General features: G+C 46.8%; 13 protein-coding genes and 1 pseudogene. 3 read left to right on the forward strand and 11 right to left on the reverse strand.

Annotated elements, in window-relative coordinates; all coding sequences use genetic code 11:
• Positions 1-44: 44 nt before the first annotated feature.
• The 9 genes and pseudogenes from mmsB to ACFQZT_RS04790 all read right to left on the reverse strand — a co-directional run bounded on the left by mmsB (position 45) and on the right by ACFQZT_RS04790 (position 15,841).
• Complete coding sequence (mmsB, locus tag ACFQZT_RS04750) at positions 45-1,208, reverse strand: multiple monosaccharide ABC transporter permease (protein WP_379297058.1); 1,164 nt, start codon at positions 1,206-1,208, stop codon at positions 45-47.
• Positions 1,183-2,748 (reverse strand): multiple monosaccharide ABC transporter ATP-binding protein, encoded by a 1,566-nt coding sequence (mmsA, locus tag ACFQZT_RS04755; RefSeq protein ID WP_379297060.1) that lies wholly within the window; start codon positions 2,746-2,748, stop codon positions 1,183-1,185. Before mmsA ends, mmsB begins: the two co-directional genes overlap by 26 nt.
• A 114-nt stretch (positions 2,749-2,862) precedes the next feature.
• Positions 2,863-4,014 (reverse strand): multiple monosaccharide ABC transporter substrate-binding protein, encoded by a 1,152-nt coding sequence (gene chvE, locus ACFQZT_RS04760; RefSeq protein WP_379297062.1) that lies wholly within the window; start codon positions 4,012-4,014, stop codon positions 2,863-2,865.
• An 874-nt stretch (positions 4,015-4,888) separates the two neighbouring features.
• A complete protein-coding gene (locus ACFQZT_RS04765) occupies positions 4,889-6,562 on the reverse strand; it encodes an OmpL47-type beta-barrel domain-containing protein (RefSeq protein ID WP_379297961.1) in 1,674 nt (557 codons plus the stop codon).
• A pseudogene (locus tag ACFQZT_RS04770) lies at positions 6,536-10,333 on the reverse strand (DUF5695 domain-containing protein); the annotation flags it as partial. The pseudogene ACFQZT_RS04770 and the gene ACFQZT_RS04765, both read right to left, overlap by 27 nt.
• A gap of 121 nt (positions 10,334-10,454) precedes the next feature.
• Positions 10,455-11,285 carry a carbohydrate ABC transporter permease gene (locus tag ACFQZT_RS04775; protein ID WP_379297065.1) on the reverse strand — a complete coding sequence of 277 codons (831 nt, stop codon included), beginning with the start codon at positions 11,283-11,285 and terminating at the stop codon, positions 10,455-10,457.
• Positions 11,285-12,199 (reverse strand): carbohydrate ABC transporter permease, encoded by a 915-nt coding sequence (locus tag ACFQZT_RS04780; protein ID WP_379297067.1) that lies wholly within the window; start codon positions 12,197-12,199, stop codon positions 11,285-11,287. The genes ACFQZT_RS04775 and ACFQZT_RS04780 overlap by 1 nt, the downstream gene beginning before the upstream one ends.
• A 135-nt stretch (positions 12,200-12,334) precedes the next feature.
• On the reverse strand, positions 12,335-13,774 hold the full coding sequence (locus ACFQZT_RS04785; RefSeq protein WP_379297069.1) for an ABC transporter substrate-binding protein: 1,440 nt from the start codon (positions 13,772-13,774) through the stop codon (positions 12,335-12,337).
• Positions 13,775-13,864: 90 nt separating this feature from the next.
• Positions 13,865-15,841 carry a glycoside hydrolase family 127 protein gene (locus tag ACFQZT_RS04790; RefSeq protein ID WP_379297071.1) on the reverse strand — a complete coding sequence of 659 codons (1,977 nt, stop codon included), beginning with the start codon at positions 15,839-15,841 and terminating at the stop codon, positions 13,865-13,867.
• Positions 15,842-15,983: 142 nt separating this feature from the next.
• On the opposite strand from ACFQZT_RS04790, the gene ACFQZT_RS04795 reads away from it, so the two are divergent.
• The gene (locus tag ACFQZT_RS04795) at positions 15,984-16,877 is read left to right on the forward strand and encodes an AraC family transcriptional regulator (RefSeq protein WP_379297073.1); all 894 of its coding nucleotides are present in this window, start codon (positions 15,984-15,986) and stop codon (positions 16,875-16,877) included.
• A 161-nt stretch (positions 16,878-17,038) separates the two neighbouring features.
• Here ACFQZT_RS04795 and ACFQZT_RS04800 read toward each other — a convergent pair whose 3' ends face one another.
• Together ACFQZT_RS04800 and ACFQZT_RS04805 are read right to left on the reverse strand one after the other, a co-directional pair.
• Positions 17,039-18,166 carry a low temperature requirement protein A gene (locus ACFQZT_RS04800; protein ID WP_379297075.1) on the reverse strand — a complete coding sequence of 376 codons (1,128 nt, stop codon included), beginning with the start codon at positions 18,164-18,166 and terminating at the stop codon, positions 17,039-17,041.
• 39 nt (positions 18,167-18,205) lie between these two features.
• Positions 18,206-19,054, reverse strand: coding sequence for a helix-turn-helix transcriptional regulator (locus ACFQZT_RS04805; protein WP_379297078.1), 849 nt, complete (start codon positions 19,052-19,054; stop codon positions 18,206-18,208).
• Positions 19,055-19,245: 191 nt separating this feature from the next.
• Here ACFQZT_RS04805 and ACFQZT_RS04810 point away from each other — a divergent pair, with 191 nt between their 5' ends.
• A complete protein-coding gene (locus ACFQZT_RS04810; protein WP_379297080.1) occupies positions 19,246-21,525 on the forward strand; it encodes a beta-L-arabinofuranosidase domain-containing protein in 2,280 nt (759 codons plus the stop codon).
• A 190-nt stretch (positions 21,526-21,715) separates the two neighbouring features.
• On the forward strand, positions 21,716-24,025 hold the full coding sequence (locus tag ACFQZT_RS04815; RefSeq protein ID WP_379297082.1) for a helix-turn-helix domain-containing protein: 2,310 nt from the start codon (positions 21,716-21,718) through the stop codon (positions 24,023-24,025).
• Positions 24,026-24,037: the final 12 nt, after the last annotated feature.

Here is a 24,037-nt window from a genome sequence, read left to right on the forward strand (position 1 = left end):
CGATGTCGAGTCACAGCCTGAATTACTCCGTTATCAAAGTGGACTTAGCTTGTTTTGGATTTGTTGTAGATGTCGAAGCCAACGGCAAACAGTAGAACGAGACCTTTGATGCCTTGCTGCCAGTCGATGCCGAGCCCAACGAGCGACATCCCGTTATTCATGACGCCCATGACGAGCCCGCCGATCATCGCGCCGATGACGGTACCGATGCCTCCGGTTGCAGAGGCGCCGCCGATGAAGCATGCCGCAATGGCGTCCAGCTCGAAGTTAACGCCTGCTTTCGGCGTTGCCGCATTCAGCCTTGCAGCAAACACAAGCCCGGATAGTGCAGCTAATGCACCCATATTGACGAATACCCAGAAGGTAACATGCTTCGTTTTCACCCCAGAGAGCTTGGCAGCTTTCTCGCTGCCGCCAAGCGCGTAGATATGTCGTCCCATCACCGTTCGGTTCATTACAAATGTGTAAATAACGACGAGGACAAACAACAAGATAAGAATGTTCGGAATGCCTTCATAAGTCGCGAGCACATACGTGAACACATTGATGATCGCTGCAATCGCAATGAGCTTGGCAGCAAACAAACCGCCTGGCATCACTTCAAAATCGTACTTCTTCTGTGTCTGTCTATCTTTCCATTCCTTCCACACAAACAGCAGCGAAAGCACGATACCAAGGATGATAGTCAACATATGCAGCTTACTGCCGCCAGGCAGATCCGGCAGAAAGCCTGAGCTTATTTTTTGGAAAACTTTCGGAAACGGTGCGATGGTCTGACCTTTCAACACAATCATCGTCAATCCGCGGAACAACAGCATGCCTGCAAGCGTTACGATGAACGATGGGATTTTCACATAGGCCACCCAGAATCCTTGCCAAGCGCCAATTACCGCACCAACGAGCAACGAAATCACGAACGCCAGGATGAATGGCATTTTCATATCCACCATCATAATCGCCGATACGGCACCTACAAAGGCGGCCACGGAGCCTACGGATAAATCGATATTTCCAGTAATGATGACGAGCAGCATGCCGATCGCCAGCACCAGGATGTAGCTATTTTGCAAAATCAAGTTCGTCACATTTAAAGATTTTAACAAAATTCCGTCTGTAAGTATTTGGAATAACAACGTTATCAATATTAAGGCTAGTATCATGCCGTACTGCCTGATGTTGCTTTTAAACAGTTTCGCTAGCGTTTGCATGCGTTTTTCCCCCTGCTTTTGTCATATAACGCATCAACTTTTCCTGCGTCGCCTCTTCTTTAAGCACTTCGCCCGTCATCCGGCCCTCGCACATCACATAAATGCGGTCGCACATCCCAAGAATCTCAGGAAGCTCGGAGGAAATGAGCAAGATCCCTTTTCCCTCCATCGCCAGTTGGTTAATGATCGTGTAAATCTCGTATTTGGCCCCTACATCAATCCCGCGCGTCGGCTCGTCAAGGATGAGCAGGTCCGGCTCCGCTAGAATCCACTTGCTAAGCACGACCTTTTGTTGGTTGCCGCCGCTTAGATTCACTGTTTTTTGCTGAATGCTCGGCGTCTTGATCTTCATCATCTTCCGGAACTTCTCCGCTTCGAGAACTTCCTGATTTTCGTTAACGACCCAGCCTTTGGTCAGCTTCTTTAAACTGGCAAGCGAGATATTTCGTTTAATATCGTCAATTAATATTAATCCGTAATTTTTGCGATCTTCCGTGACATAGGCAATCCCGTTATCAATTGCTTGATTGATCGTGTTCACGTCGATTTCCTTGCCGTTTTTGTAAATGTGCCCGTTAATTTTCTTGCCGTATGACTTGCCGAAAATGCTCATCGCCAGCTCTGTGCGTCCCGCTCCCATCAAGCCGGCAATCCCTACGATTTCACCACGGCGGATATGAAGATCGATGTTATCGATCACCTTGCGCTCAGCCTGGTTAGGGTGGTACACATTCCAACCCTTCACTTCAAAAAAAGGCTCGCCGATTTGGGGCTCACGCAACGGGTAGCGGTGCGTCAGATCACGACCCACCATCCCTTTAATGATCCGATCCTCCGTGACCTCACTGCTTCTTGCATCCAGTGTCTCGATCGTCTTTCCATCCCGCAAAATCGTGATAGAATCAGCTACTTTCGAGATTTCATTCAGCTTATGAGAGATGAGAATCGAAGCGATGCCCTGTTTCTTGAATTCGAGCAGCAGGTTCAGCAGATTGTCGCTGTCCTCTTCGTTAAGTGCAGCCGTAGGCTCATCAAGGATGAGCAGCTTCACTCGCTTCGAAAGCGCTTTGGCGATTTCAACGAGCTGCTGCTTACCTACGCCGATCTCCGAAATCAGCGTATTGGGCGGCTCGCTAAGGCCTACTTTGCCAAGCAGCTCGCGTGTTTTTACAATCGTTTCGTTCCAATTGATGATCCCTTTACTCGCTTGTTCGTTGCCCAGAAAAATATTTTCCGCTATAGATAAATAGGGAATCAGCGCCAGCTCTTGATGTATAATAACAATCCCTAATTGTTCGCTTTGTTTAATGTCCTTGCACGCCACGATTTGACCATCGAATACAATATCGCCATCGTAGGATCCATATGGATAAACACCGCTGAGCACCTTCATCAATGTTGATTTGCCTGCGCCATTTTCGCCAAGCAGCGCATGGATTTCTCCGTGCTTCACCTTCAAATTGACATTCTCAAGCGCTTTAACGCCCGGGAATTCCTTAGTAATGTTCTTCATCTCCAAAATAGCATCCGATACGCTCATCTGTGTTTCACCAGACTTTCTCTGAATAAAATTCGCTCGAAAACGATCAGGGGATTGATGAAAGCAGTGGCAGCCGAAGGCCGCCACCGCGCATCATTTTCAGGCAGGAATATCTTATTTTTGAAGCTGCTCTTTTTTGTAGTAGCCGCTGCCTACTAGTACGGAATCATAATTGGATTTATCGACGGAAACCGGCTCCAGCAAGTAAGCAGGCACGATTTTCACACCGTTGTTGTAGGTTTTTTTGTCATTTACTTCCGCTTCCTGACCTTTCAGGAGTGCATCTGCCATGGCTACCGCTTTCTTCGCCAGCTCACGTGTATCTTTGAAAACCGTTTGCGTCTGCTCGCCGGCAATGATCGATTTCACAGAAGCAAGCTCTGCGTCTTGGCCGGAAATAATCGGCATTGGCTTATCCCCGCTTCCGTAGCCCACTGCTTTCAGAGAGGAGATGATGCCGATGCTGATACCGTCGTATGGAGACAGAACAGCATTTACTTTTTCGGACGAGTAGTTTTTACTCAGCAGGTTATCCATTCTGTCATGTGCAACGGCTCCATCCCATCTCAATGTCGCAATTTGCTCCATCGTCGTTTGCTTACTGCGTACGACAAGTTTGCCGCTATCGATGTAAGGCTTCAGGACGGACATTGCGCCATCGAAGAAGAAGAATGCATTGTTGTCGTCAGGAGAACCAGCGAACAGCTCGATATTAAATGGGCCTTTGCCATCTTTCAGGCCGAGCTTTTGCTCAATGTAGGAAGCTTGCAGCACACCGACCTTGAAGTTATCGAAAGTCGCGTAATAGCTGACGAATTCGCTCTTTTTAATCAACCGGTCGTAAGCGATGACTTTGATTTTCGCGTCGTTTGCTTTTTTCAGAACATCCGTAAGAGACTCGCCGTTAATCGGCGCAATAACGAGGATATTCACGCCTTTGGTGATCATATTCTCGATTTGCGAGACTTGATTCTCAACAACGTCCTCCGCGTACTGAAGGTCCGTTTTGTAGCCAAGCTTTTCGAATTCCTTCACCATGTTGGCGCCGTCGCTCACCCAGCGTTCGGATGATTTGGTCGGCATGGAGATGCCCACTTTGCCTTCCGCTTTAGCCGGAGCCTTCGACTCCGCAGCAGCTGCCGCTGTCGTTGCTTCCGGCGCTGAAGTCGCTTTCGCATCGGTGGTCTGGCTGCCTCCATTGTTGCCGCAAGCTGCAATAGCAATGACCATGGCCAACAACATGAATACGGTTACAATCCTTTTCAAATACAACTACCCCTCTCACGTCTGTGCTTGACTGATACATCCGTTCAGCGGATGCATCAGGTGTAATTTGAGTATAGAGGGGATTTCAAGCGGCGTCTTTTTAGGAAATCTACTACTTTTTATAAAAAATCTACTTTTCTGCGATCCGTGCCGAACTATGAACTAAACTTCGTTGATTTAAATAAACCTGGCCGATGACCAGGTTTATTGCCTAAAGCCGTACGTTTGGAAACGAACTTTTCATTGTCAGTCCGCCATCTTCTCGTCTGGAAAAGTGAAACATATAGTTATAGATACGATTTCATTCACCTCGCCGCTATAACGATGATAAACACACTACCGCTGTAGATTAGATTTATGTCGTTAACAGACATTAGAAAGGAGTATCCCTTCAGTCCTCTCATGAAACATATACTTTCTGGCAATAAGAACAAAATCACCCTGCGGGGTGTTTGCAAGTAGGCAGAGTCAGCGGATTAGAGAATTGGGTCGCTAATAGCGAGCCTGTTTGACGCAATTTTATTAGAGGCATGTTCCAAACGGGGTTCGAAAGAACAAAGGTCTTAAATTAGAGAACCATGTTCGTTATATATGGACCATTGTTCTTTAATCGATCCCTAGACGGGGATTCCTCCCTTTTTAGCGTCTCTTCGGTCGCTAATAGCGACCATCGGATCTCTAAAGGCGAAATCAGCAGAAAGTGACGGACGCCTAACGCGAATCCTGGGCGCGAGTTGTAGAGCCGACGCATGGCTGCGATCAAACCCCGACGTAAAACGAAAAACCGTCAGGGTTTTCCAAGGCCACTGTACAACTTTTTCAGTGGCCTCGGTCTACTCTGACGGTCCTTTTGCGTTTAAGTCTCTCCAGATACTTATTTCTTATTTATTAGAGCTTGAGCATCTCGAAGCAAGTAAGTTGCAGCTTCGCTTGAGACATGTTTACCTGCTTGCGCCTGTACCTCGCTCACGAAACTCTCCACATTGCCTTTATCCAATTTCTTTTGCAAGCTATTGGCAATTCCGGCATTATCGATCCAGTTATTCTTGGTAAAGCGAATGACCAATGCCTTTAAAGCGTCAACGCTTGTCGTCGTCTGAAACGTCACTGTGGCGCTAGCCGTGTTCCCAGCCAAGTCGCTCGAAACCACATGAAATGTATGCGAGCCAAGAGGCAGCATATAAAGCGGGATAGTCGTACCTACCCGGAAAGAATACGTATCCAGCGTTACAGTAGTCCTACTGTTGTCAACCCCCGACATGCCGTCGTTCAGTGAAAACATAGGCGAAATATCCCCAGCATCGCCAAGGTTACTATTTTCCACTAATCCAGAAATGCCGATTGTTGGTGCAACTACATCCAGATTAAAGCTGACTGTCTTCACGGCTTCTACGTTGCCGGCATTGTCTGACGAACGGTAGCTCAGGTTATACTTACCATCCTGATTCATGGTAATGGGTCCCGTATAGGTTTGCCATGTTCCCCCACCATCTAGATTATACTTCGTCAATATTCCACCTGACTGATTGTCGGCAATAAGGTTTACCGTAACCGGATGTATGTACCATCCGTTCCGTCCATCGGGCTGAGATGGTGTTAGAACAGCTCTCGTTGCCGGAATGGGGCTCTTGACCGTTACGTTCGCTACGGCTTTAATCGATGTTCCATCCACTTTGCCATTTACCTGAAATGTACCGCTCTGTGCATACTTCGTCGGATCAATCGCATCCCAACTAACATCTGCGGTGCCCTGACTTGCGTTTTCGTAGATGATCGCAACCGTATCAGGCAGCACCGGGGCCGTGCCGATAGAAGTCGAAACCGCAACAGGCTGAACGCTTTGCACATCTTTACCGTCATAAAGAGCTTTTACTTGTTTCGCTGTCATGGCACCGTTATAAATCCGGAAATCATCTAGCGTTGCATTCAGCTGCGCTCCATTGCCATAGCCGGATACGCCGATTTTCTTAATATCAGAAGTAGCGGTTATGGAATTAAGATCACCGTCTGTATCAATCTCTTGTGCGATACCATTCTTGTAAATCGCCGCTGCCTTGGTCTCCGAATCGAAGGTGAACACTACGTTGGTCCATTCGTTCAAAGGAAGGAAATCATCCGGCGCCGATTTCACAAAGAAATTACCCGTTCCGTCGACCATAACCAAGCTGGAGACATCGCCGTTATAAGTAACAAAAAATCCATTGGCCGCATAATCGTTCTCCGGCTTGAACCACAATAATATGTTCTCATTGCTGCCCATGCTTGCCGTCCGTTTAATCCAATAGGATAGTGTAACTTTACTCGGCTGCAAGTCACTGCTCCTGCCTAAATCTACGTAATTTCCGCTTGTGCCGCTAAAGGTTAAAGCGCCGTTCTGATGGCCGTTCGGTTCCCATACCAGTGATCCTTTCGTCGTTCCATCATGTCCGTTTCCAGATGCATCGGCAACATTGCTGCCGTTTGTCTCGTCAAATTTGTACCGTGTAACCAGTGAAGGGAACGGATCCAATTGGACTCCAGTTACAACAATATTCGCTGTTGTCTTCAAAGTCGTAGATCCGACCACAGTACCCGTTACTGTGAATGCATTGCCTTTTGAGGCATATCGGGCAGGATCGATAGCCTCCCATGTAACCGGAACGTCAATGGTGCTGGCATTTTTCAAATGAGCGGTTACGGTTTGCGGTAATTTGGGTGCAACTTTCTCCTGTGTAGTAAGATTGACTTCATCTAAAGAAACGATATCATCAAAAGGCGGGGCCGCGAGTGAAGCGATATCCGCCGCACTAAGCGCACTGCTATAGATTCGGAAGTCATCTACAATGCCATCCAAATAAGGATCGGCGAACTGGGATTTTCCGATGTAATTATTGATCGTTTTCCCTAAGCTCGAAGGATCGAGCGTGATGTTTGTGTTGATTCCAACCTGCACGCCATCGACATATAGAATCCCGGTTTTTCCGGAGAGGGTGAACGCCACATGTTTCCATACGCCCGTAGGGAGTGCCGGTGCATTGATGACCTGTTCTTGACCCGGCCCATTTCCGGTCGTTGTGATGCCAAACTTCATCCCTCCACCGCCTACTTTCGGCGACAGGTACATATACGTATTTGTTCCGCTTCCGAAGTCGAATATTCTTGCATAGTTACCCAATTTGTTTGCCTTCACCCAAGTTGCAATCGTAATATCATGTACGCGACTCAGGATGCCCGCAGGCATTTTCACATAACTATCCGTGCCGTTTAACTGCAATCCGTTGTCTTGCTTGCCTTGAACCCATGTGGCCGAACCTTTCAGAGCTCCATCCATGCCATTGCCTGTTGAATCGGAGGCTGTAGTTCCGCTTGTCTCATTAAATGAATATTGTACGATAACCGGAGGCAATGGCGGCGCAGGCGCTACCGTCACTTTAACGGTATCTTCGGAAGATAGTTCCGAGTCGCTTACTTGCAGCTTGAATACATAATCCCCGGCAGTGGATACGGTTGCCGTCGTATTCAATGCACCAGCGTCAGCAAACGTTGCCGTACCTGGTCCGCTCACCAAGCTCCAAGCAGCTGTTAACGTACCATCAGGAAGATCATCGTCACTAGCCGTCCCTTTTAAGCTAATATCGTCCGGCAAAATAATTGACTGATCGGCACCAGCATTCACGATCGGAGCTGTATTCGCATCCTTAATTCCTTCTTGAAGCTCAACTGTATAAGCTGCTGCCGTGCCAGCATTAATCGTAAGCGTTGCTTGAGAGCCATAGGCATTCAATTTAACTTGATGCACACCATCGACGAAGATATCGTAGGTCGCTTTTTTAAGTCCCGTGAACGCAATTTTTGTTTGATGCGGCGTACCGGGCGTTACGTTTTTCATGTCCAGGTGAACGAAGTTCTTGCTCTTCGCGATTGTTGCATTCACAAACTGATCTCGATCCAGCTCTAAGTTAAGCTTTTCGGTGATCAGATTTATACGCTTGAACACGCCGTCTTTTGGCGTAATGACGTAGTTCGATCCGCTTTCCGTTACATCTGCGCCATATCCCGTTAACCCGAAAATCGGATCAATCGCCACATCACTGCTCAGAATCTTGATGGCTCCGAACAAGCCTAAATCGGACTCGCCCGTCATCCCTCTCCACCCGTTAAAAAGAGGGCCGCCATCTAGTCCCATAGCGCCGTAGTTTCCTTTTTCCGCTTGATATGTCCATGAAGATGCGCCGATGTTCGCAGGGTCTGAACTAATCTGGCCTGAGTTAATCGCACTGATATTGGCCATTTTGGCAGCGTAAGATAGCCGCTGTTCTACCTCAGGCGCTGCGGAATGATGGCGAATCCAGTCATCCATCGTATAACCGGCGAGTGAAGTCGAGTACTGAAAATTCCACCAGTTCTCACCCGTTATCGTCACCGGGTCCGCATAATAATACCAGATCGGCATTTGCCCGCGATCGGCTCTTGTTTTTGCAATAATTTTGCTCATCATCGTCGTATTGTTGTTCATTTTAGCTAACGTATAAACCGCTTCTTCCCCGGTATTATCATAGCTGTATTCAGAACCATACGGATATGTCGTGTTTTTAAAATTGTTATACTTCGTAGCCATCTTAGCGATGAGATCATTCGCTTCAGCCGTGAATCCCTCGTCCTGCAGGGCTTTGATAATATCAGGCGTCGTCAGCTCTCCCATAAGACCCGTCTCCCAGTTGTACGCAACCGGACCATCATATAGGGCTTTAAAAATATTGTACGTCCGCAGAAGATACTCTTCTTTCGTGTGCTTATACGGCACAAGATCAGGATACATTTTGGCAATCTTATACATGCTGAAGTACGTATTATAAATATGCGGGTACGCGTAGCCACGATATGTCGGCGTTGTATTTGGCTGATTCATTAAGAAATCAGGAACCAAATAATCCTCATGATGTCCATTCATCAAATTAGTCCAAACGGCTGTCTCCAAATAGTCATCTACCGCTTTAACTTCCGACGCAACCGGGACCTGCGAGTTCTTTTCGGCCAAAAATTGTCCGTGCGTTAACCCCCAGTCATCGCCCCATCCCCAATAACCGTTAAATCGGTTTCTGGTCGTTTTATTTTGCATCATCCAATCGTCAAAAACCTTATCTCTAATGCTTCCAGGATCATTGTACTGCGTCTTTTCTACCATAAAAGTGGAATGTCTCTGCAATGCGGCATCAATAGGCTCAATCGCATAAAATTGCAGGACCGTTTTTTCCCCGTTTCCATATTGAACCGTAATATCATTCTGTCCTAGATGACCTAGTGTCAGCTCATAAATCTTGTGGTTGGCATGGGCCGTATTCAGATAAGTGACCGTTGTCTCAGAAGGATACTGTGCGGTAACGGAAGTGATGTCTTTAAACGTATGCAAATCGATCTTGGCCTTCATGTTCGTTGCAAAAATCATCCCCGGCACAACGGTTACGTCAACAAGGCCTTCGTCATAGAGCTTGGCTTTCACATCGTTATCGTCCGCTGTTTTAAAAAACTTAAAAGCATAAGATTTGCTCTCGTTCGGAGCGAGAATCAGGCTTGTATTCGGGAGGTACCCCTTGTTGGTACTCTTGATCACGTTGGAATGGATATAGTAAACATTCAATCCTTCCACCCAGCCTGCCGTATCATTCGTCCAGTTGCTGCCCGGATGCTCCTCTTGCTTCCAGCGGTCTTGATATTCAAAGCCGGCGCCTGTCGCCGCATCAGGAACCAAAAGCATGGAAGGACCGATACCGCTTGGTCTTTGAATCGTGATATACGAGCTGTTATTACCGACAAACGAATGATTCAAAACTCTAGTTTCATAAATGCGGTCATTCGGCGCCTGCCATAGTTCATTAAACGGCAAAGGAAGGCCAAGGTCCCCGATCTCTAGCGTCTGGTTACTCGTGTTTTCAACAGCAATGGTCCATTTGACATAGTCGTCCACCAAAGCATACTTTTCAATAACTTTAAAATTTCGGATCCCCTCGGAGTTTGAAGCGTTTTCATAGGTGACAGTAATTTCATCCCCACTCTTTGTTATTGTTCTTCCGTCGTCGGACTTACTTGTCCAGGCCTTCGTCCATTCCCCGCTTCCAAGCTTGTATGTAAACATCAGTTCACCGAGCCATTGATGGTCGGGCGTATTCTGGTTTGGAGCGTTGGTTGGATTCATCACATATTCCGTCGGGAATACATCCCCTTTTAACTTCAAAGAAGTGATTTCACCATGAGTTCCTGTCTGTATCTCAAAAATATCATTGGATAGATTGTCCGCAAGAGATTCGGCAGATGCCGCCGAAGATAGGAAACACAAAAACATTGCAGTCAAAAAAAGTATAATCGGCAGCATAAGAAGCTTTCTTACTCTTAACCTGTACATATCCGGCCTCCGTGATTCCGTTACTTCCATCCTGGTTACCTCCAATTTAGATGTAGTTACGCTAACCTTTTATCCCAGTAGTAGCAATCCCTTCGATAAAATACCGCTGTCCGAAAAGGAACACGATGACGGCAGGCATGACCATAATGGCAGTTCCAGCCATCAGCAAATTCATTGGCGTGTTATTCGCCCCGCGCAGTGTGGATAACCCCAGCGATACCGTATATTTTTTGGCATCATTTAAATAGACGAGCTGCCCTAGAAAGTCATTCCATACCCCAACAAATGTAAACAACAGGACAACAACGATAGCAGGCTTGATAAGAGGAAGAATGATTTTGCGGTAAATGGTAAAATACCCGGCTCCGTCAATAACCGCCGATTCATCCAATTCTTTCGGAATGGTCATGAGAAATTGTCGCAGCAGGAAGATATTGAAGGCACCCCCTCCGAAAAATGCCGGAATAATAAGCGGCCAATACGAATTGGTCAGCTGTAATTTAGACCACCCGATGTACGTAGGCACCAACGTAACAATGCTTGGCAGAAGGATGGTCATAATGATGAGCGAGAACCAGAAGTTTTTTAGAGGAAACTCCAGTCTAGCGAAGCCAAAGGCCGTTAAGCTGGCTGTAAGACCAACCCCGACTAGCACAGGCACGATAATCATGAACGTATTGAGGAAATACTTTGTAAAGTTGATCCGCTCCATCACTTCGCTGTAGTTATCAACGCGGAACGCGTATGGAAACCAGGCCGGCGGAAACTCCAGAATCTCTTGTAAATTCAATAGGGAAGAGCGAATAATCCAGTACATTGGAAAAAATACGATGATCGATAAGATCAGTAAAACCGTATAAGTTGCGATTCTTCCTCTTAAACGGTAGGTCATTATTTTTTCCCTCCTTCGTAATGCACCCAACCGGATGAGGACTTGAACAGCAAATAGGTGAAAAACGCGACGATGACGAACAGCACCCAAGCCAGTGCGCAGGCATAGCCCATGTTCTGTCGTTGGAACGCTTCCCGATAAATGTAAAAGGCGTAGAACAACGTGGAATTCTCGGGACCGCCTTGCGTCATCGCATACGCTTGCGTAAAGGCCGTAATGGAGTTCACAAACCCAAGAATAACGTTATAGAAAATGATCGGCGACATAAGCGGAATCGTAACGGAACGCAGCTTTTGCCACCAGCCTCCGCCATCGATTTCGACCGCTTCAAGCAAATGGGTCGGGACATCCTGCAGTCCAGCCAAAAAAATGACAATCACGTTACCTGAGCCCCAAACGGCGATGATAATCATGGACAAAACGGATGTATCCGGGCTGTTTACCCACATAAGTTTGTCGATACCAACGAAACTGAGCAAATGATTAATGATGCCAAAATCAGGATTGTATAACCACAGCCATATAATGCTGCTCGCTAACACCGGAATAATCGACGGCAAATAAAAAATCGCACGGAAAGCCGCTCTTCCCTTTATTGGTTGATTCAGAAACAACGCGACGATAAAGCAGAACACAATGGATGCGATGACCGAGCCGATGGAGTAATAAGCGGTCGCTTTGAGCGAATCGAAGAAAAATAAATCGTCTGTGAAAATGTGACGGTAATTATCTAAGCCTACCCATGACTTAGGCTTCAAAATCGTCCAATCCGTAAAGCTTAAATATAAGCTGTACAGCAGCGGGCCTAAAGTGAAAATGATTAGCCCGAGGATCGCTGGCAGAATACAAAGGTATCCAACGATCACTTGCTGCCGTTTAAGGCTTTTGAAACTCGCTGACTGATCTCTGGACATGATCGGGTACCTCCTAAGAGCTATGCTTTAGTAAAGCTAACTTCGTAAGCATTGGCTGAGTTTTCGTGAGAGCAGAGATGTACACAGGAGCAAGACATCAATCGTCGCCTTGCCCCTGAGCTCCTATAGCAGCTATTAGTTCGCTTTGCCGCTCTCAAAGATTGGCTTAATTTTCGGCATCATCTCTGTGATCGCATCCTTAGCTGATTTGGTACCCAACCATACCGGATCAAGTCCCGGATTGAGCACATCGCCGATGCGGCTGTAAGTCGGCAGGAAGAACCAAGGCGTCGGATATGTCGCTTTCAAAGCGTAGTCGATAACCGCAGTTTTGTATTCAGGCGGGTGAACCGGCGATTGCGTCCAGCGTTTGATTTTGTCCGCATCCGTGTACCAGCTCATCTCTGTCGGCATCCATACGCCGCTGTCGATGTTCGCTATGTTTTTCTCCGTATCCATCAACCATTTGTACAACTCGATTGTTTCCTGCGGATGCTTCGAGCTTTTGTAAACAACCATTGGCGTTCCTGTGTTCGTCGTTGCCGGCTTTTTGAAAATAGGCAGAACGCCAATACCGTTCTTAAGTCCGTTTTTTAGCTGTGGATTAATGTTGACAAGCTCCCATTGACCGGAAGTGACCATGGCGACTTTTTTGGAAAGGAGAAGTTGCCCTACGTCGCCAGGCAGACCGGAGGATTGAGCAGCTGTAGGTGATACGTGCTCCACATTGGCTAGATCTGCGACTTTTTGAATCGCTTCGATCGTTTCAGGCTTATCGAGGAGCAACTGCTTACCGTCTTGGCTCGCCTCGCCGCCGCCATTGGAGATCGCAAACGGCGTCCAGAAGAAGTCTGCACTATGGCTGACGTTAATGCCGTATTGTACGATATTTTTGACGTCGAATCCGGCTTCGCCCGGGTGCTTGCCATTTTTATCTTTCGTCAATTTTCTGGCAACATCAAGCATTTGATCCCACGTCCAAGCTTTCTCGGTCTCGGCCGGCGGGTACGGAATCTTTGCTTCGTCGAACATGTCTTTGTTGTAGTGGAGAAGAATGATTTCATTCGCTACACTGTAGCCGAGCAGCTTGCCGTCTGGCGATACGAACTTGTTGCTTTCCAACTTAGGTGTCACGGAGCCGTCTTTGTAATAGGGGGACAAATCCATCAAAATACCCGATTCGGCATATTTCAGCGCTTGCGCTTCCAGCATGGTCGAGATGTCAGGGAGTGTACCCGACGCTGCCATCGCGCTAAGTTTGGCGCCGAACTCTGCTAAAGCAACGTTCTGGTAATCGACTTTGATATTAGGATGCGCCTTCTCAAAGGCGTCCAAGCTAACACGTGTCGATTTCGCTTCTTCGTTGTTCGCCCAGTCGGTGAAGCGGATCGTGACCTTCTCTCCGCCACTGTCAGGCGCTTTAGTCGTCGCTGCCGCCGTGCTTGCAGGCGAACTTACTGCCGGCGCTGCCGTTCCTGTTGACGAAGGTGCGCTGTTCGAGCTGCAGCCAACGATGAAGCCTACTGCTAACGGTATAACGGTACTAACTTTCAACCCTTTTTTCCAAGTTCCCACGTTAACCCCTCCAAATTAGTGTTTATCGTTATGACTTTGACCTATATGCTTAAACCTTTGCAGGTTAAAGCCGAAATCCGATTCCTGCCTTCACTTCTCTTTGACCCAGACCGCCATCTCGCCAATTCCCCGATTCGCCCAAGCATAATAAGGAATAAACTTGGCCGTAAACGGTTCTAGATGAATATCTGCGTCTGCCACATACAGCTGCTGACCCCATTTTTCTCCCCATTCGGTGGAACGCATTCGCTTCGCTGGAACGGATAGCGTCTGGATCCCTCCGAGTAGGTCGGATTCATCTTGGATATCCGGCTCCGAACGGTGATCCAAAAGAATCTGATGCAAATTCGGTCCATTATCCGCTTCTTCCAGGCAATATACGAGCGGGCCCCGCTTAAGCGCGACTTTACCAACAGTTTCTCGAACATCCGGATGTCCCTTCATACGACTAACCGGCATAGGCAGCCGAAGCTCTACGGTATCGCCTGACCGCCACTTTCTAGTGATGTATGCGTATCCATCCTTATACATATCCTGAATGTCGATGGGCGATCTTTCAACGAACAGCGCTGCATCCGGGCACCATTGGGGAATTCGCAGCGCTAAAGTAAACTCAACCTCTTTTTCCTGATCGAAACCGATATCGAAGTTAACCCGTCCATGCCAAGGAAATTGTGATTGCTGGTCGATCCTTACTTGAATACCGTCAATGTCGAGCATCACCTGACTTCCGATAAAGAGGTTTGCATAAACGATTCGATCCTGAACAGCGTATATATACTGCCCTAGCGAAGCGAGCAAACGAGCGATGTTCGGCGGACAGCAAGCACATCCGAACCATCCTTGCCTTTCCGGCTTCACGTGATGCAAATTCTTGTTTTTGAGAGTGGCATCAGGCCAAACTTCAAGCGGATTCACATAGAAGAATCGTTTTCCGTCGCTAGACATTCCGCTTAGAACGGTATTGTACAGAGCGAGCTCCATGACGTCTGCGTATTCGCTTTTTGCTTCGATCTGCAGCATTCGCTGCGCGAAGAAAATGAGTCCAATGGATGCGCACGTCTCCGCATAAGCCGTATCGCTTGGCAAGTCATAATCGAGAGAAAAGGATTCTCCTTGCGCCATTGAGCCGATAGCCCCCGTTATGTACATGCGTTTGCTTACGATATTGCTCCACAATCTCCGGCATGCTTCGAGCAGCTCCTCATCGCCTGTTTCCGCTGCGACATCCGCCATCCCAGAGCACATGTAGACGACGCGCACCGCATGCCCTTCTGCTGTATGCTGCTCCCGTACGGGAACGTGAGCTTGATTATAGGTTCGTTCGAAGACCATATCTAACGTTGGAAAATGGACGCGTCCATTGCGGCGTTGATACTCCATTTCAAAAAAGCTGGGCTTCTTACCTCTTTCATCCAGAAAAAATTGACTAAGCCGCAAGTATTTCTCATTTTGCGTGACGTGATATAGCTTCACGAGCGCCAGTTCAATTTCTTGGTGGCCGTCATATCCATTCAACTGTCCAGGAGCCAAGCCAAACACGTCGTCAATGCAGTCAGCCAGACGAGAGGCGACATCGAGAATTTTACGTTTGCCCGTCGCCTTGTAATACGCAACCGCCGCTTCAATCAAGTGGCCGGCACAGTACAATTCATGACATTCCGCTAAATTTGTCCATCTGCCCTCCGGTTCTTTGAGCGTGAAGTAGGTGTTCAGATAGCCGTCCTTCTGCTGCGCTTTAGCGATAATCTCGATAACTTCATCCGCCAACTGCTCCAGCTCGGAATCTCCGCCCGTCTCGAGCAAGTAACTTACAGCCTCCAACCACTTGGCGACATCGCTGTCTTGAAAAACCATGCCGTAAAATTCGCCTTGCTCCAAACCAGCGGCAATTTTAAAATTTTTAATCGCATGACTGGGCTCTGCCCCTTCGACCCGGTCGTTCAAAGCCTCCCACTGGTAAGGAACGACAACATCCCGGACCAATCGAATATAATCAGACCAAAAGGCGTCCGTGATGCGTACATCCTTCAAAGGAAATGGTCTGGAGATAGATAAATTCGTCATGTACTTGGTCCCCTTTTTTTATAAATATGATCTTTCTGGTAAGCGCTTTAATAGTTATTCTACATGGTGTAATATGGAAATTATATAGCGATTTACAACCACATTTTTAAAAATTACAACCTGTTCTAAGGAGCGTGCAGGAATGAATTCAACCCCAATTCTCCATTTTATCTCGCCCCCCGTGCCTTATTTTATCGATTGCGGACGCGCTTTTTTCCATGTTGGCGAACAGCATATTAGTAGAAACCAGATCGGTGTATTTGATTTAATGGTGGTGACCAAAGGGACTTTACATATAGGGGAAGGAACGACGGAGTGGACGATTCAGAAGGGTGAAGCCTTCATACTGAGACCCGATGCGAGTCACTATGGCTCCACGCCGTGTGATTGTGAAACCGAAATCATCTGGATTCATTTCCAGACGTTTGGCGCGTGGGATGAACTCGGCAGCATGAGCGCCTGCTTGGAAAATCAGAGTACTCTTATCGACAACCACAAGCAAACAGCCTATTTAAATCACAGCGAGGTTTGTTCGATTTTCATTCCCAAGTTCATGAAGCTATCCGAAAAAGCGCTGGACATTCTGGAGCAATTTTTCCAGTTGGATGAAGAGCCAAGGTCACTTCGCAATTGGAAAAGACAGGGCGTCTTCCAGCAGTTCATGCAACTGGTGGACCGCGATTTGGCCGCCACGTCCGATGTAACGGCATTCCATTTAGCCGAAAAAATCGAACTGTTTATCCGCCAAACCTATACCCAAAAAGTGACGAATACGCTCCTGCAACAGGAGCTTAACTACCACCCTAACTACTTGGCCAAATGTATGCTCAAGGTATATGGCGTCACGCCAATGGACTACCTGCTCCAATATCGCATCGAACAAGCCAAAAAGCTGCTTATCCAGACGAAGTGGTCCATGACGCGGATCGCCGAGGAAGTCGGCTTCCAGCACGGTTCCTACTTCTCGTTCTGCTTCTCGAACAAAGAAGGCATCTCCCCGCTGAACTTTCGCCGGAAGTTTATCGGGCATCCGTGATTCTGCTCATTAGAAAAGAAAAGCCTGGCCGATGGCCAGGTCCTTATCTAAAGCTGTATCTTTTGGGAACGAACTTGTCTTTGCCAATCCGCCATCTTCTCTCGTCTGTAAGGCTGTTTGTTTAAGCCTTGTTATGAACTGAAATCGAGCTATCGTTTAGTTCAAGTCGTTAATTTAGCATATACAACAAAGAATACCATCAATTCTCCAATGATCATGTAGTTTGGTACAAGGAACCACAAATCCACTGTGAAAAAAACGCCAAGTAACCCTAATAATAAAGCTAAATGATTTATTCCCAGCCTTAAGTGTGCGTGTCTATATTTATGGAAGACCAACGAGGTTGAAAAAAAGTAGAGAAGCACGGATCCGAAAATAAAACTTAACATAAATGAATAATTGACTTGCTTCAAAAATAACAATTGGATCGAAGCTGCTATCATACACATGGACAAATAAATGAATAAATGGCCGTAGATGATTGTCTGACCGGCAGTTTCTATTGTCTTGTTCACTTTCTTTTCAATACTATCAAAGTATTGCCACCACATCGCAATAATTAATAAAAAAGTTATTGACGCAAATAAAATAGATTGCCATGTCCAGTAACTAGACTGCAATACTTCAAGTATGCTGATTACCGATTCGCCAAAAAGAATGAGTGTAAACAACGAAAAGCGTTCCAATAAATGATGGGTGTTTATGGGGCTTTTCACCAAGTATTTGCGACCGATTAATGGGAGCATAGTATCTACAATAATGCCAACATACAAAACTAAATAACGAATCCACGAGTCAAAGAAAAGTGAGAAAGAAGATATCACCAGTCCAATCCAAAAGCGACTCCCTAAGTAACGGGCAGCGGTCTTGTTATGTGCTTCTTCTTTTTTATGTACTAAAAGATATTGAATGGCGGTCATAGCTCTTAACCCAACATAGCCTATTAAGAATGGAACATAGTTTTGGTCAAAATTAACCGATAGGCTGGCCGTCATGATTAATACAAAAAATAGTTGTACAATCAGAAAAATTCGGTGTGACAGGCTATCTTGTCCAAACCGATTTACAAAGAGGGATTGACCCACCCAAGCCCACCAGATCGGAACAAATATGAGAACGAACTTGATTAAGTATTCCACGGGTATTAAACCAGATTCGACATGCAACAAAACATGACTCGCTTTTGAAACTGCCGCTACAAAAAGCAGATCGTAAAATAGTTCCAACCATGTAACTTTCTTCTCAGCAAATACTGTGTTGTGTTGAAATCCAGGTATGTGTTTATTCATGATTTCGCTCCTCTACATCAAGTCGAAGGTTGCCATTCATTATTTATAATAAAGCAATCTGTTTGCGTAAGCATTCCGGTAATCCGTAGGAGTCAGGCTTGTTATTTTCTTGAATGATTTAGTAAATGAATGACTATCTGGAAAACCCAGCTGCATAGAAATCTCAGTAATCTTTTGATTCGTATCCGTCAGCAGAAATTTGGCCACCTCCATCTTTTCTTGCATGATGAATTGTTTTAAGGAAACACCCGCCATAGAAGAAAATAAGCTGGAGAAATGTTTGGCGTTATAACCAAAATGTTTAGCAAGTTGTATGACTCTTATATTCTCTTGCCGATTCCATTTGATATAGTCCATGACATCATTGTAAAGCTGCTGTTTCAGCAGCTTTTTAGATTGGTTTTGAACCAAAAACATCTGATTGTAAATCTCGCACAAAATGCTGGTGGTCAAGTAATTGTTTAAGGTCTGCTCCCTGTAGCTGCGAATGGAATCCTGCAATTGCTTCAGCATCACAATGAGCTTTTCGGGACTGCGCAGCGCGCCTGTTTGAGGAAGGACGATAACTCCCGGTTCGTATACATGCTCGAAAGCGGCGTCTTGAATCGTTTCATGCCCATGCGTCGAAAAATGCAACCAATAAAAGCTGCAGTCAGACTCTTGGTAGCCAATTTGTTGAGAGCGGGGAGGCATAATCAGGTATTCCCCTTCTCTTAGGGCGAAGCGCTCTGTGCCGCAAGAGATGTACATCGTTCCGCGGGTCTGAATGAATACCTCATAATTCATTAATACTCGGTTCATGTGCTTCCACTCGGGAGTCGGCGAAATGAATTTTCCTGTCATATCCATGACTACCGGTTCATCCACACGGAATTGATACAATACCATAAGAACGGATCCCTGCCCCTTCAGACTTTTTTCACTTGGCTTATGAACAGAGTAGCAGAAATGCAGACGTGATGAAACACTTCCTTTTTGACACAAAATCCAACCTTCTGTTATTTACCATGGAGGTAGAAGAGACTAAGCTTGATATAGTCTCCTTCAGAGAAAGTCAATATTTTATGGAGGGATTGGATATGAAGGGAGCTGTGCCGAGCATGGGGGTTTTGAAGGATATTGGCATGAACCGGGTGGAGTTGACCGGAGCCTATCATGTGAATGCATTCGAGAAGGAAATGACTTATTTGACGAGCTATGATGCGGATCGACTGCTGGTTGGTTTTCGTGAAGTCGCAGGATTGCCGGTCAAAGCCCAGATATATCCCGGATGGGAAAATACGGAGATCAGAGGCCATACATTAGGCCACTATCTTACCGCCTGTGCTCAAGCTTATTCGCAGAATCAGCGTGCGGATCTGCTTGCAAAATTGAATTATATTGTGGCTGAATTATCTGTCTGTCAGCTGGAAAGCGGGTACTTGTCGGCATTTCCGGAAACGCTGTTCGATCATGTGGAGAACAGGAAGCCAGCCTGGGTTCCGTGGTATACGATGCATAAAATAATCGCCGGTCTGATCGACGTCTATGAAGGGACTCGAATCCAAACAGCCTATGACGTTGTGAATAAACTCGGGAATTGGGTCGCGGACCGGACCTCCAGATGGACCAAGGAATTACAGGCTACCGTACTGGCTGTGGAATATGGCGGTATGAACGATTGTCTCTACAACCTGTTCAAATTGACGGGAAATAACCGCCACTTGGAAGCAGCCCATCAATTTGATGAGCTTAGCTTGTTTGAGGCAATCCGGGAAGGCAAGGACATCTTAAAGGGTAAACATGCCAACACGATGATTCCCAAATTCGTAGGAGCCTTGAATCGTTATCTGACATTGGGAGAAAGCGAAGTGTTTTATCGGGAGGCTGCCGCAAGTTTCTGGGATATGGTGGTGTATCACCATAGCTACATCACAGGCGGAAACAGCGAATCCGAGCATTTTGGCGAGCCTGATCTTCTGGATGCCAGACGCAACGACATCACATGCGAAACCTGCAACAGCTATAATATGCTGAAGCTGACGAGGGAGCTGTTCAAGCTTACGCAGGATGTCAAATACGCTGATTTTTACGAGACTACCTATGTGAACGCCATTCTGTCCTCCCAGCATCCGGACACCGGAATGACGATGTATTTTCAGCCGATGGCAACGGGGTATTTCAAGGTTTATAGCTCGCCGTTCGAGCATTTTTGGTGCTGTACCGGCACGGGCATGGAAAGCTTCACGAAATTGAACGACAGTATCTATTTCCAACTGGACCAGCGGTTGTACGTGAATCAATATGTCAGCAGTCGGCTGGACTGGTCGGAACAGAAGGTGAGGATGATACAAACAACGGATCTCCCGTTCACCGATACGGCTCATCTGTCCGTTGAAACGACCGATCAGCAGGAGCAGCATTTGTCCATTTATTTGCGTGTTCCTTATTGGGCTGCAGGCGAGATGGCGGTTGCTGTGAATGGCAGAGCCGTTCAACCGCAGGTCAGGAATGGTTATGCGTTAATCGAACGGGTTTGGAAGAACGGCGACACCGTGCAGATCCAAATCCCGATGAAAGCATCTTTCTCCTCCTTGCCGGATGCGCCGCATGTGGTCGGATTTAGGTACGGTCCAGTGGTATTAAGCGCCGCATTAGGCACAGACGATTTGGTCGAATCCAGGACAGGCGTTATCGTAAGCATTCCGACCAAACGAATGCTCGTGAAAGACTTTATCATCCCTCAAGGTATGCGTGTCCAGGAGTGGTTAGATGGATTCGATCAGCATTTCGTTCGCAAGAATGGCGAATTATCCTTTGTGCTCCGAAATACGGATGAGGACGATCATCTGATCTTTACGCCTCACTATAAGCAGCATAGTGAAAGATACGGGATTTATTGGAAATTTGTTGAGGCCGGTTCGGAGGATTTACTGGAGCATCTGGAGAAAAACAAGCAAGAGCAGCTCATCAGAGAAGCTACTATCGATAGTGTACAAGTAGGCAATGACCAATATGAACTGGAGCATCAGGTTAAAGGGGAGCTTACTCATGCCGGCAGCTTTGAGGGGCTGAATGGCAGAAGAGCTGATCCTGACGGGTGGTTCAGTTATGAATTAAAGGTATCGGCCGGACAAAGGAATGGTTTGTTGGTAACCTTCAGCAATTGGCTCAAGGACATAAGCTTGGAGATCTGGATTGACGGGAAACTGTTAATAACCGAAACCTTAGCGGATGAGAGAAAACGGGGATTCTATGAGAAAATATTTGAAATCCCTGCGGACATGATTGCTCCAGGTCAAGAATCGGTTATGGTCAAGTTTGTACCTATTGGAGGTTTGAACGGTATTTATGGCATTCTTCGGTCCATCAAGTTATGAGATTGTGGGATATATGGGGGGAACAGACCGTTATTGCTCCCCCCTTCCCCAAATTTCACCCCTCATTTTCAAAACAAAGGATATCAAGCCAATGGGAAGTCGGTGATTTCATCAATATTGGTTTAGTAATTTTGTAACCGCTTACTTCGAACGCCTCATTTTGAGTCGTAGTTCAGGAAGGGGGCCCCTTATGAAAAAACCTCTATCGAGGTCATTCAATGATGAGCGACCGCGTGTGGCGAAAAAAAACAGGTTCAACCTGTTGGCCAAATTGTTGATTTCTTACATACTGGTGCTGCTGTTTCCCGTCATCGTGATTCTATTCTACTATTATCCGTATTCGACGCAAGTTGTGAAGCAAAAGGAGATGGACTGGAACGCTCATGTCACTGAACAGGTGATGAACTCGATGGATATATTTACCCGTTATGTGTACAACCTTCCGTCCGAACTGGTGAACAACCAGGAGATCAAGTTGTACTTGGCTCAGGATGACGATTATCAAAGAATCGTCATTGCAAACGAAATGCGAAAATACAATGCGACGGATGCATTCATCGATAATACCTTTCTATATGTCAAAAGTATCGGCTTTTTGTTTGCCAAGACAGGCAGCGCATACACGGTTCACGATTTTGAAAGTCCGGGCGTCGGATATTACTACGAGAACTGGCCACATAAAGCCATGTTCGAGGAATTGAACAGCCTGACTTCGCCGGCTGTCCGCCCCGCTGAAAGCGTCATCGTACCTGGAAACAACCGGATGCGGATGCTGACGTTTCTATCGCCGCTGCCGTTAGGCGGTCTCAACTCTCCAGGGACGGTACTTATCATGGTGAGAGAGGAAACCATTATCCGTCTGATGAAGTCGGTTTCCGAAGCGTATAACGGTGACTTCTTTATTTTTGACCAAAAGGGAAACCGCTTGGTCGCTTCAACCGAAACCTCCTACTCCAATTCGAGTGAATTCAATGATCTGGTGTCCCGCTTGGGCGAGGACCGTTCAGGGTCGGGCATTTACCGGATCAACGGCAAATCATTTATCGTTTCGCACGGAATATCGGATAAAAACGGCTGGAAATATGTCACTCTGATGGCCGTGTCCGAAACGTTGCAAGATATCCGCTCGATCCAGCGCAACACCGTTATTCTTTTTATTTCGATTTTATTGCTCGAAGTCATCGTCATCTATGTTTCCATCCGTAAAAACTATCATCCGATCAGAGGTTTGGTCCATCTTGCCAAAAACCTGTTTACGCCAAGGGAACCGAGAACCATGAACGAAATCGATACGATACGGTACGCACTGGATCAACTTTCCTCCGATAACAGAGGGCTGGATGAAAAAGTGAAAAGCACGCTGCCGGTCATACGCGATAATTTGTTGTTCGAGCTGGTATGCGACCGTTACCCATCATGGGATGCGTTTCAACAGGAGGCCGCTCCGTACGGAGTTTTCTTCAACTATTCTCTTATTTCGGTTGCTGTCCTTTCTTGCGAAACCAGTGAAGGCGGCATCCAGGCGGCTGCGGAATATTGCAGGTCGGAGGAGAACAGACTGCCTGAAGGCCTTCAAGGGTACTTCTTCAACAGCATTTACAATCAAGAGATCGTCTATGTTTGTTCCCACGAACCGCACTTTCAATTAAAAGCGTATCTCTGCGGTCTTCAGCAGGACCTGCTCGAACGGACAAGCATTCGAACGCTGATCGGAATTGGATCGTCGGGACAATCACCGGAAGGGGCTCACCTCTCTTATTTGCAGGCCATTCGCGCAGCCGAACATCTTCGCGTACGGAATCAATACTCGGTTCTTGTTTTCGACGAAATCGAAGTCCAGCAAACCAGCGCAGTTTCCTATTTTGCAGAACAACTGCAATCGCTCGAGCTGTTCATATTAAAAAACGACGTTTCCTCAGTCGAATTGGTCATGGAACGTATCATCGCCTATATCGGCCACGATGGTACGCCGCCGCACATGGTCAGAGTCATTTATTTGAACACGGTTATCGTCATATTCAATGGATTGCAGCGTTTCCGTCAAGGCGACCAAAGCTTGCTGCAATTGACCAGCGTCTCTTCCCTCCACCGTTACACGGTCGAGCAGATGACCGAAATCATGCGTGAAAGCTGCGGCAAGCTTTGCGATCTCATCCGCGACTCGCAGCCGCCTTCACGGACGGCCTCACAAAATGACATCCTTGCGTTCATTGAAGGAAAAGGCCTGCATCCTGAATTTTCGCTGCAGCTTATTGCCGATCATTTCAGCATGTCGATTTCGGGCTTCAGTTATCACTTCAAGAAAACAATGGGACAAAATTTCAAGGAATATATCGATCAGCATCGTATTCAAAAATCGATCGAATTACTTCGGAGATCAAATGAAACGCTGGAATTGATCGCGCAGCAAGTCGGCTATTCGAATCCGTCGAGCTTTATTCGATCCTTCAAAAAAATGGTCGGCATCACTCCGGGCCAATACCGGGATTCAAACAAATGAAAGGAAAGGAAG

Source organism: Paenibacillus sp. GCM10027628, from assembly GCF_042676385.1.
Taxonomy (GTDB): Bacteria; Bacillota; Bacilli; order Paenibacillales; family NBRC-103111; genus Paenibacillus_E.

What these genes read in the sequence shown, in the direction of transcription:
- mmsB (WP_379297058.1), bottom strand. Translation starts at nt 1,208, where the DNA reads ATGCAAACGCTAGCGAAACTGTTTAAAAGCAACATCAGGCAGTACGGC.
- mmsA (WP_379297060.1), bottom strand. Translation starts at nt 2,748, where the DNA reads ATGAGCGTATCGGATGCTATTTTGGAGATGAAGAACATTACTAAGGAA.
- ACFQZT_RS04775 (WP_379297065.1), bottom strand. Translation starts at nt 11,285, where the DNA reads ATGACCTACCGTTTAAGAGGAAGAATCGCAACTTATACGGTTTTACTG.
- ACFQZT_RS04780 (WP_379297067.1), bottom strand. Translation starts at nt 12,199, where the DNA reads ATGTCCAGAGATCAGTCAGCGAGTTTCAAAAGCCTTAAACGGCAGCAA.
- ACFQZT_RS04790 (WP_379297071.1), bottom strand. Translation starts at nt 15,841, where the DNA reads ATGACGAATTTATCTATCTCCAGACCATTTCCTTTGAAGGATGTACGC.
- ACFQZT_RS04795 (WP_379297073.1), top strand. Translation starts at nt 15,984, where the DNA reads ATGAATTCAACCCCAATTCTCCATTTTATCTCGCCCCCCGTGCCTTAT.
- ACFQZT_RS04800 (WP_379297075.1), bottom strand. Translation starts at nt 18,166, where the DNA reads ATGAATAAACACATACCTGGATTTCAACACAACACAGTATTTGCTGAG.
- ACFQZT_RS04805 (WP_379297078.1), bottom strand. Translation starts at nt 19,054, where the DNA reads ATGGTATTGTATCAATTCCGTGTGGATGAACCGGTAGTCATGGATATG.
- ACFQZT_RS04810 (WP_379297080.1), top strand. Translation starts at nt 19,246, where the DNA reads ATGAAGGGAGCTGTGCCGAGCATGGGGGTTTTGAAGGATATTGGCATG.
- ACFQZT_RS04815 (WP_379297082.1), top strand. Translation starts at nt 21,716, where the DNA reads ATGAAAAAACCTCTATCGAGGTCATTCAATGATGAGCGACCGCGTGTG.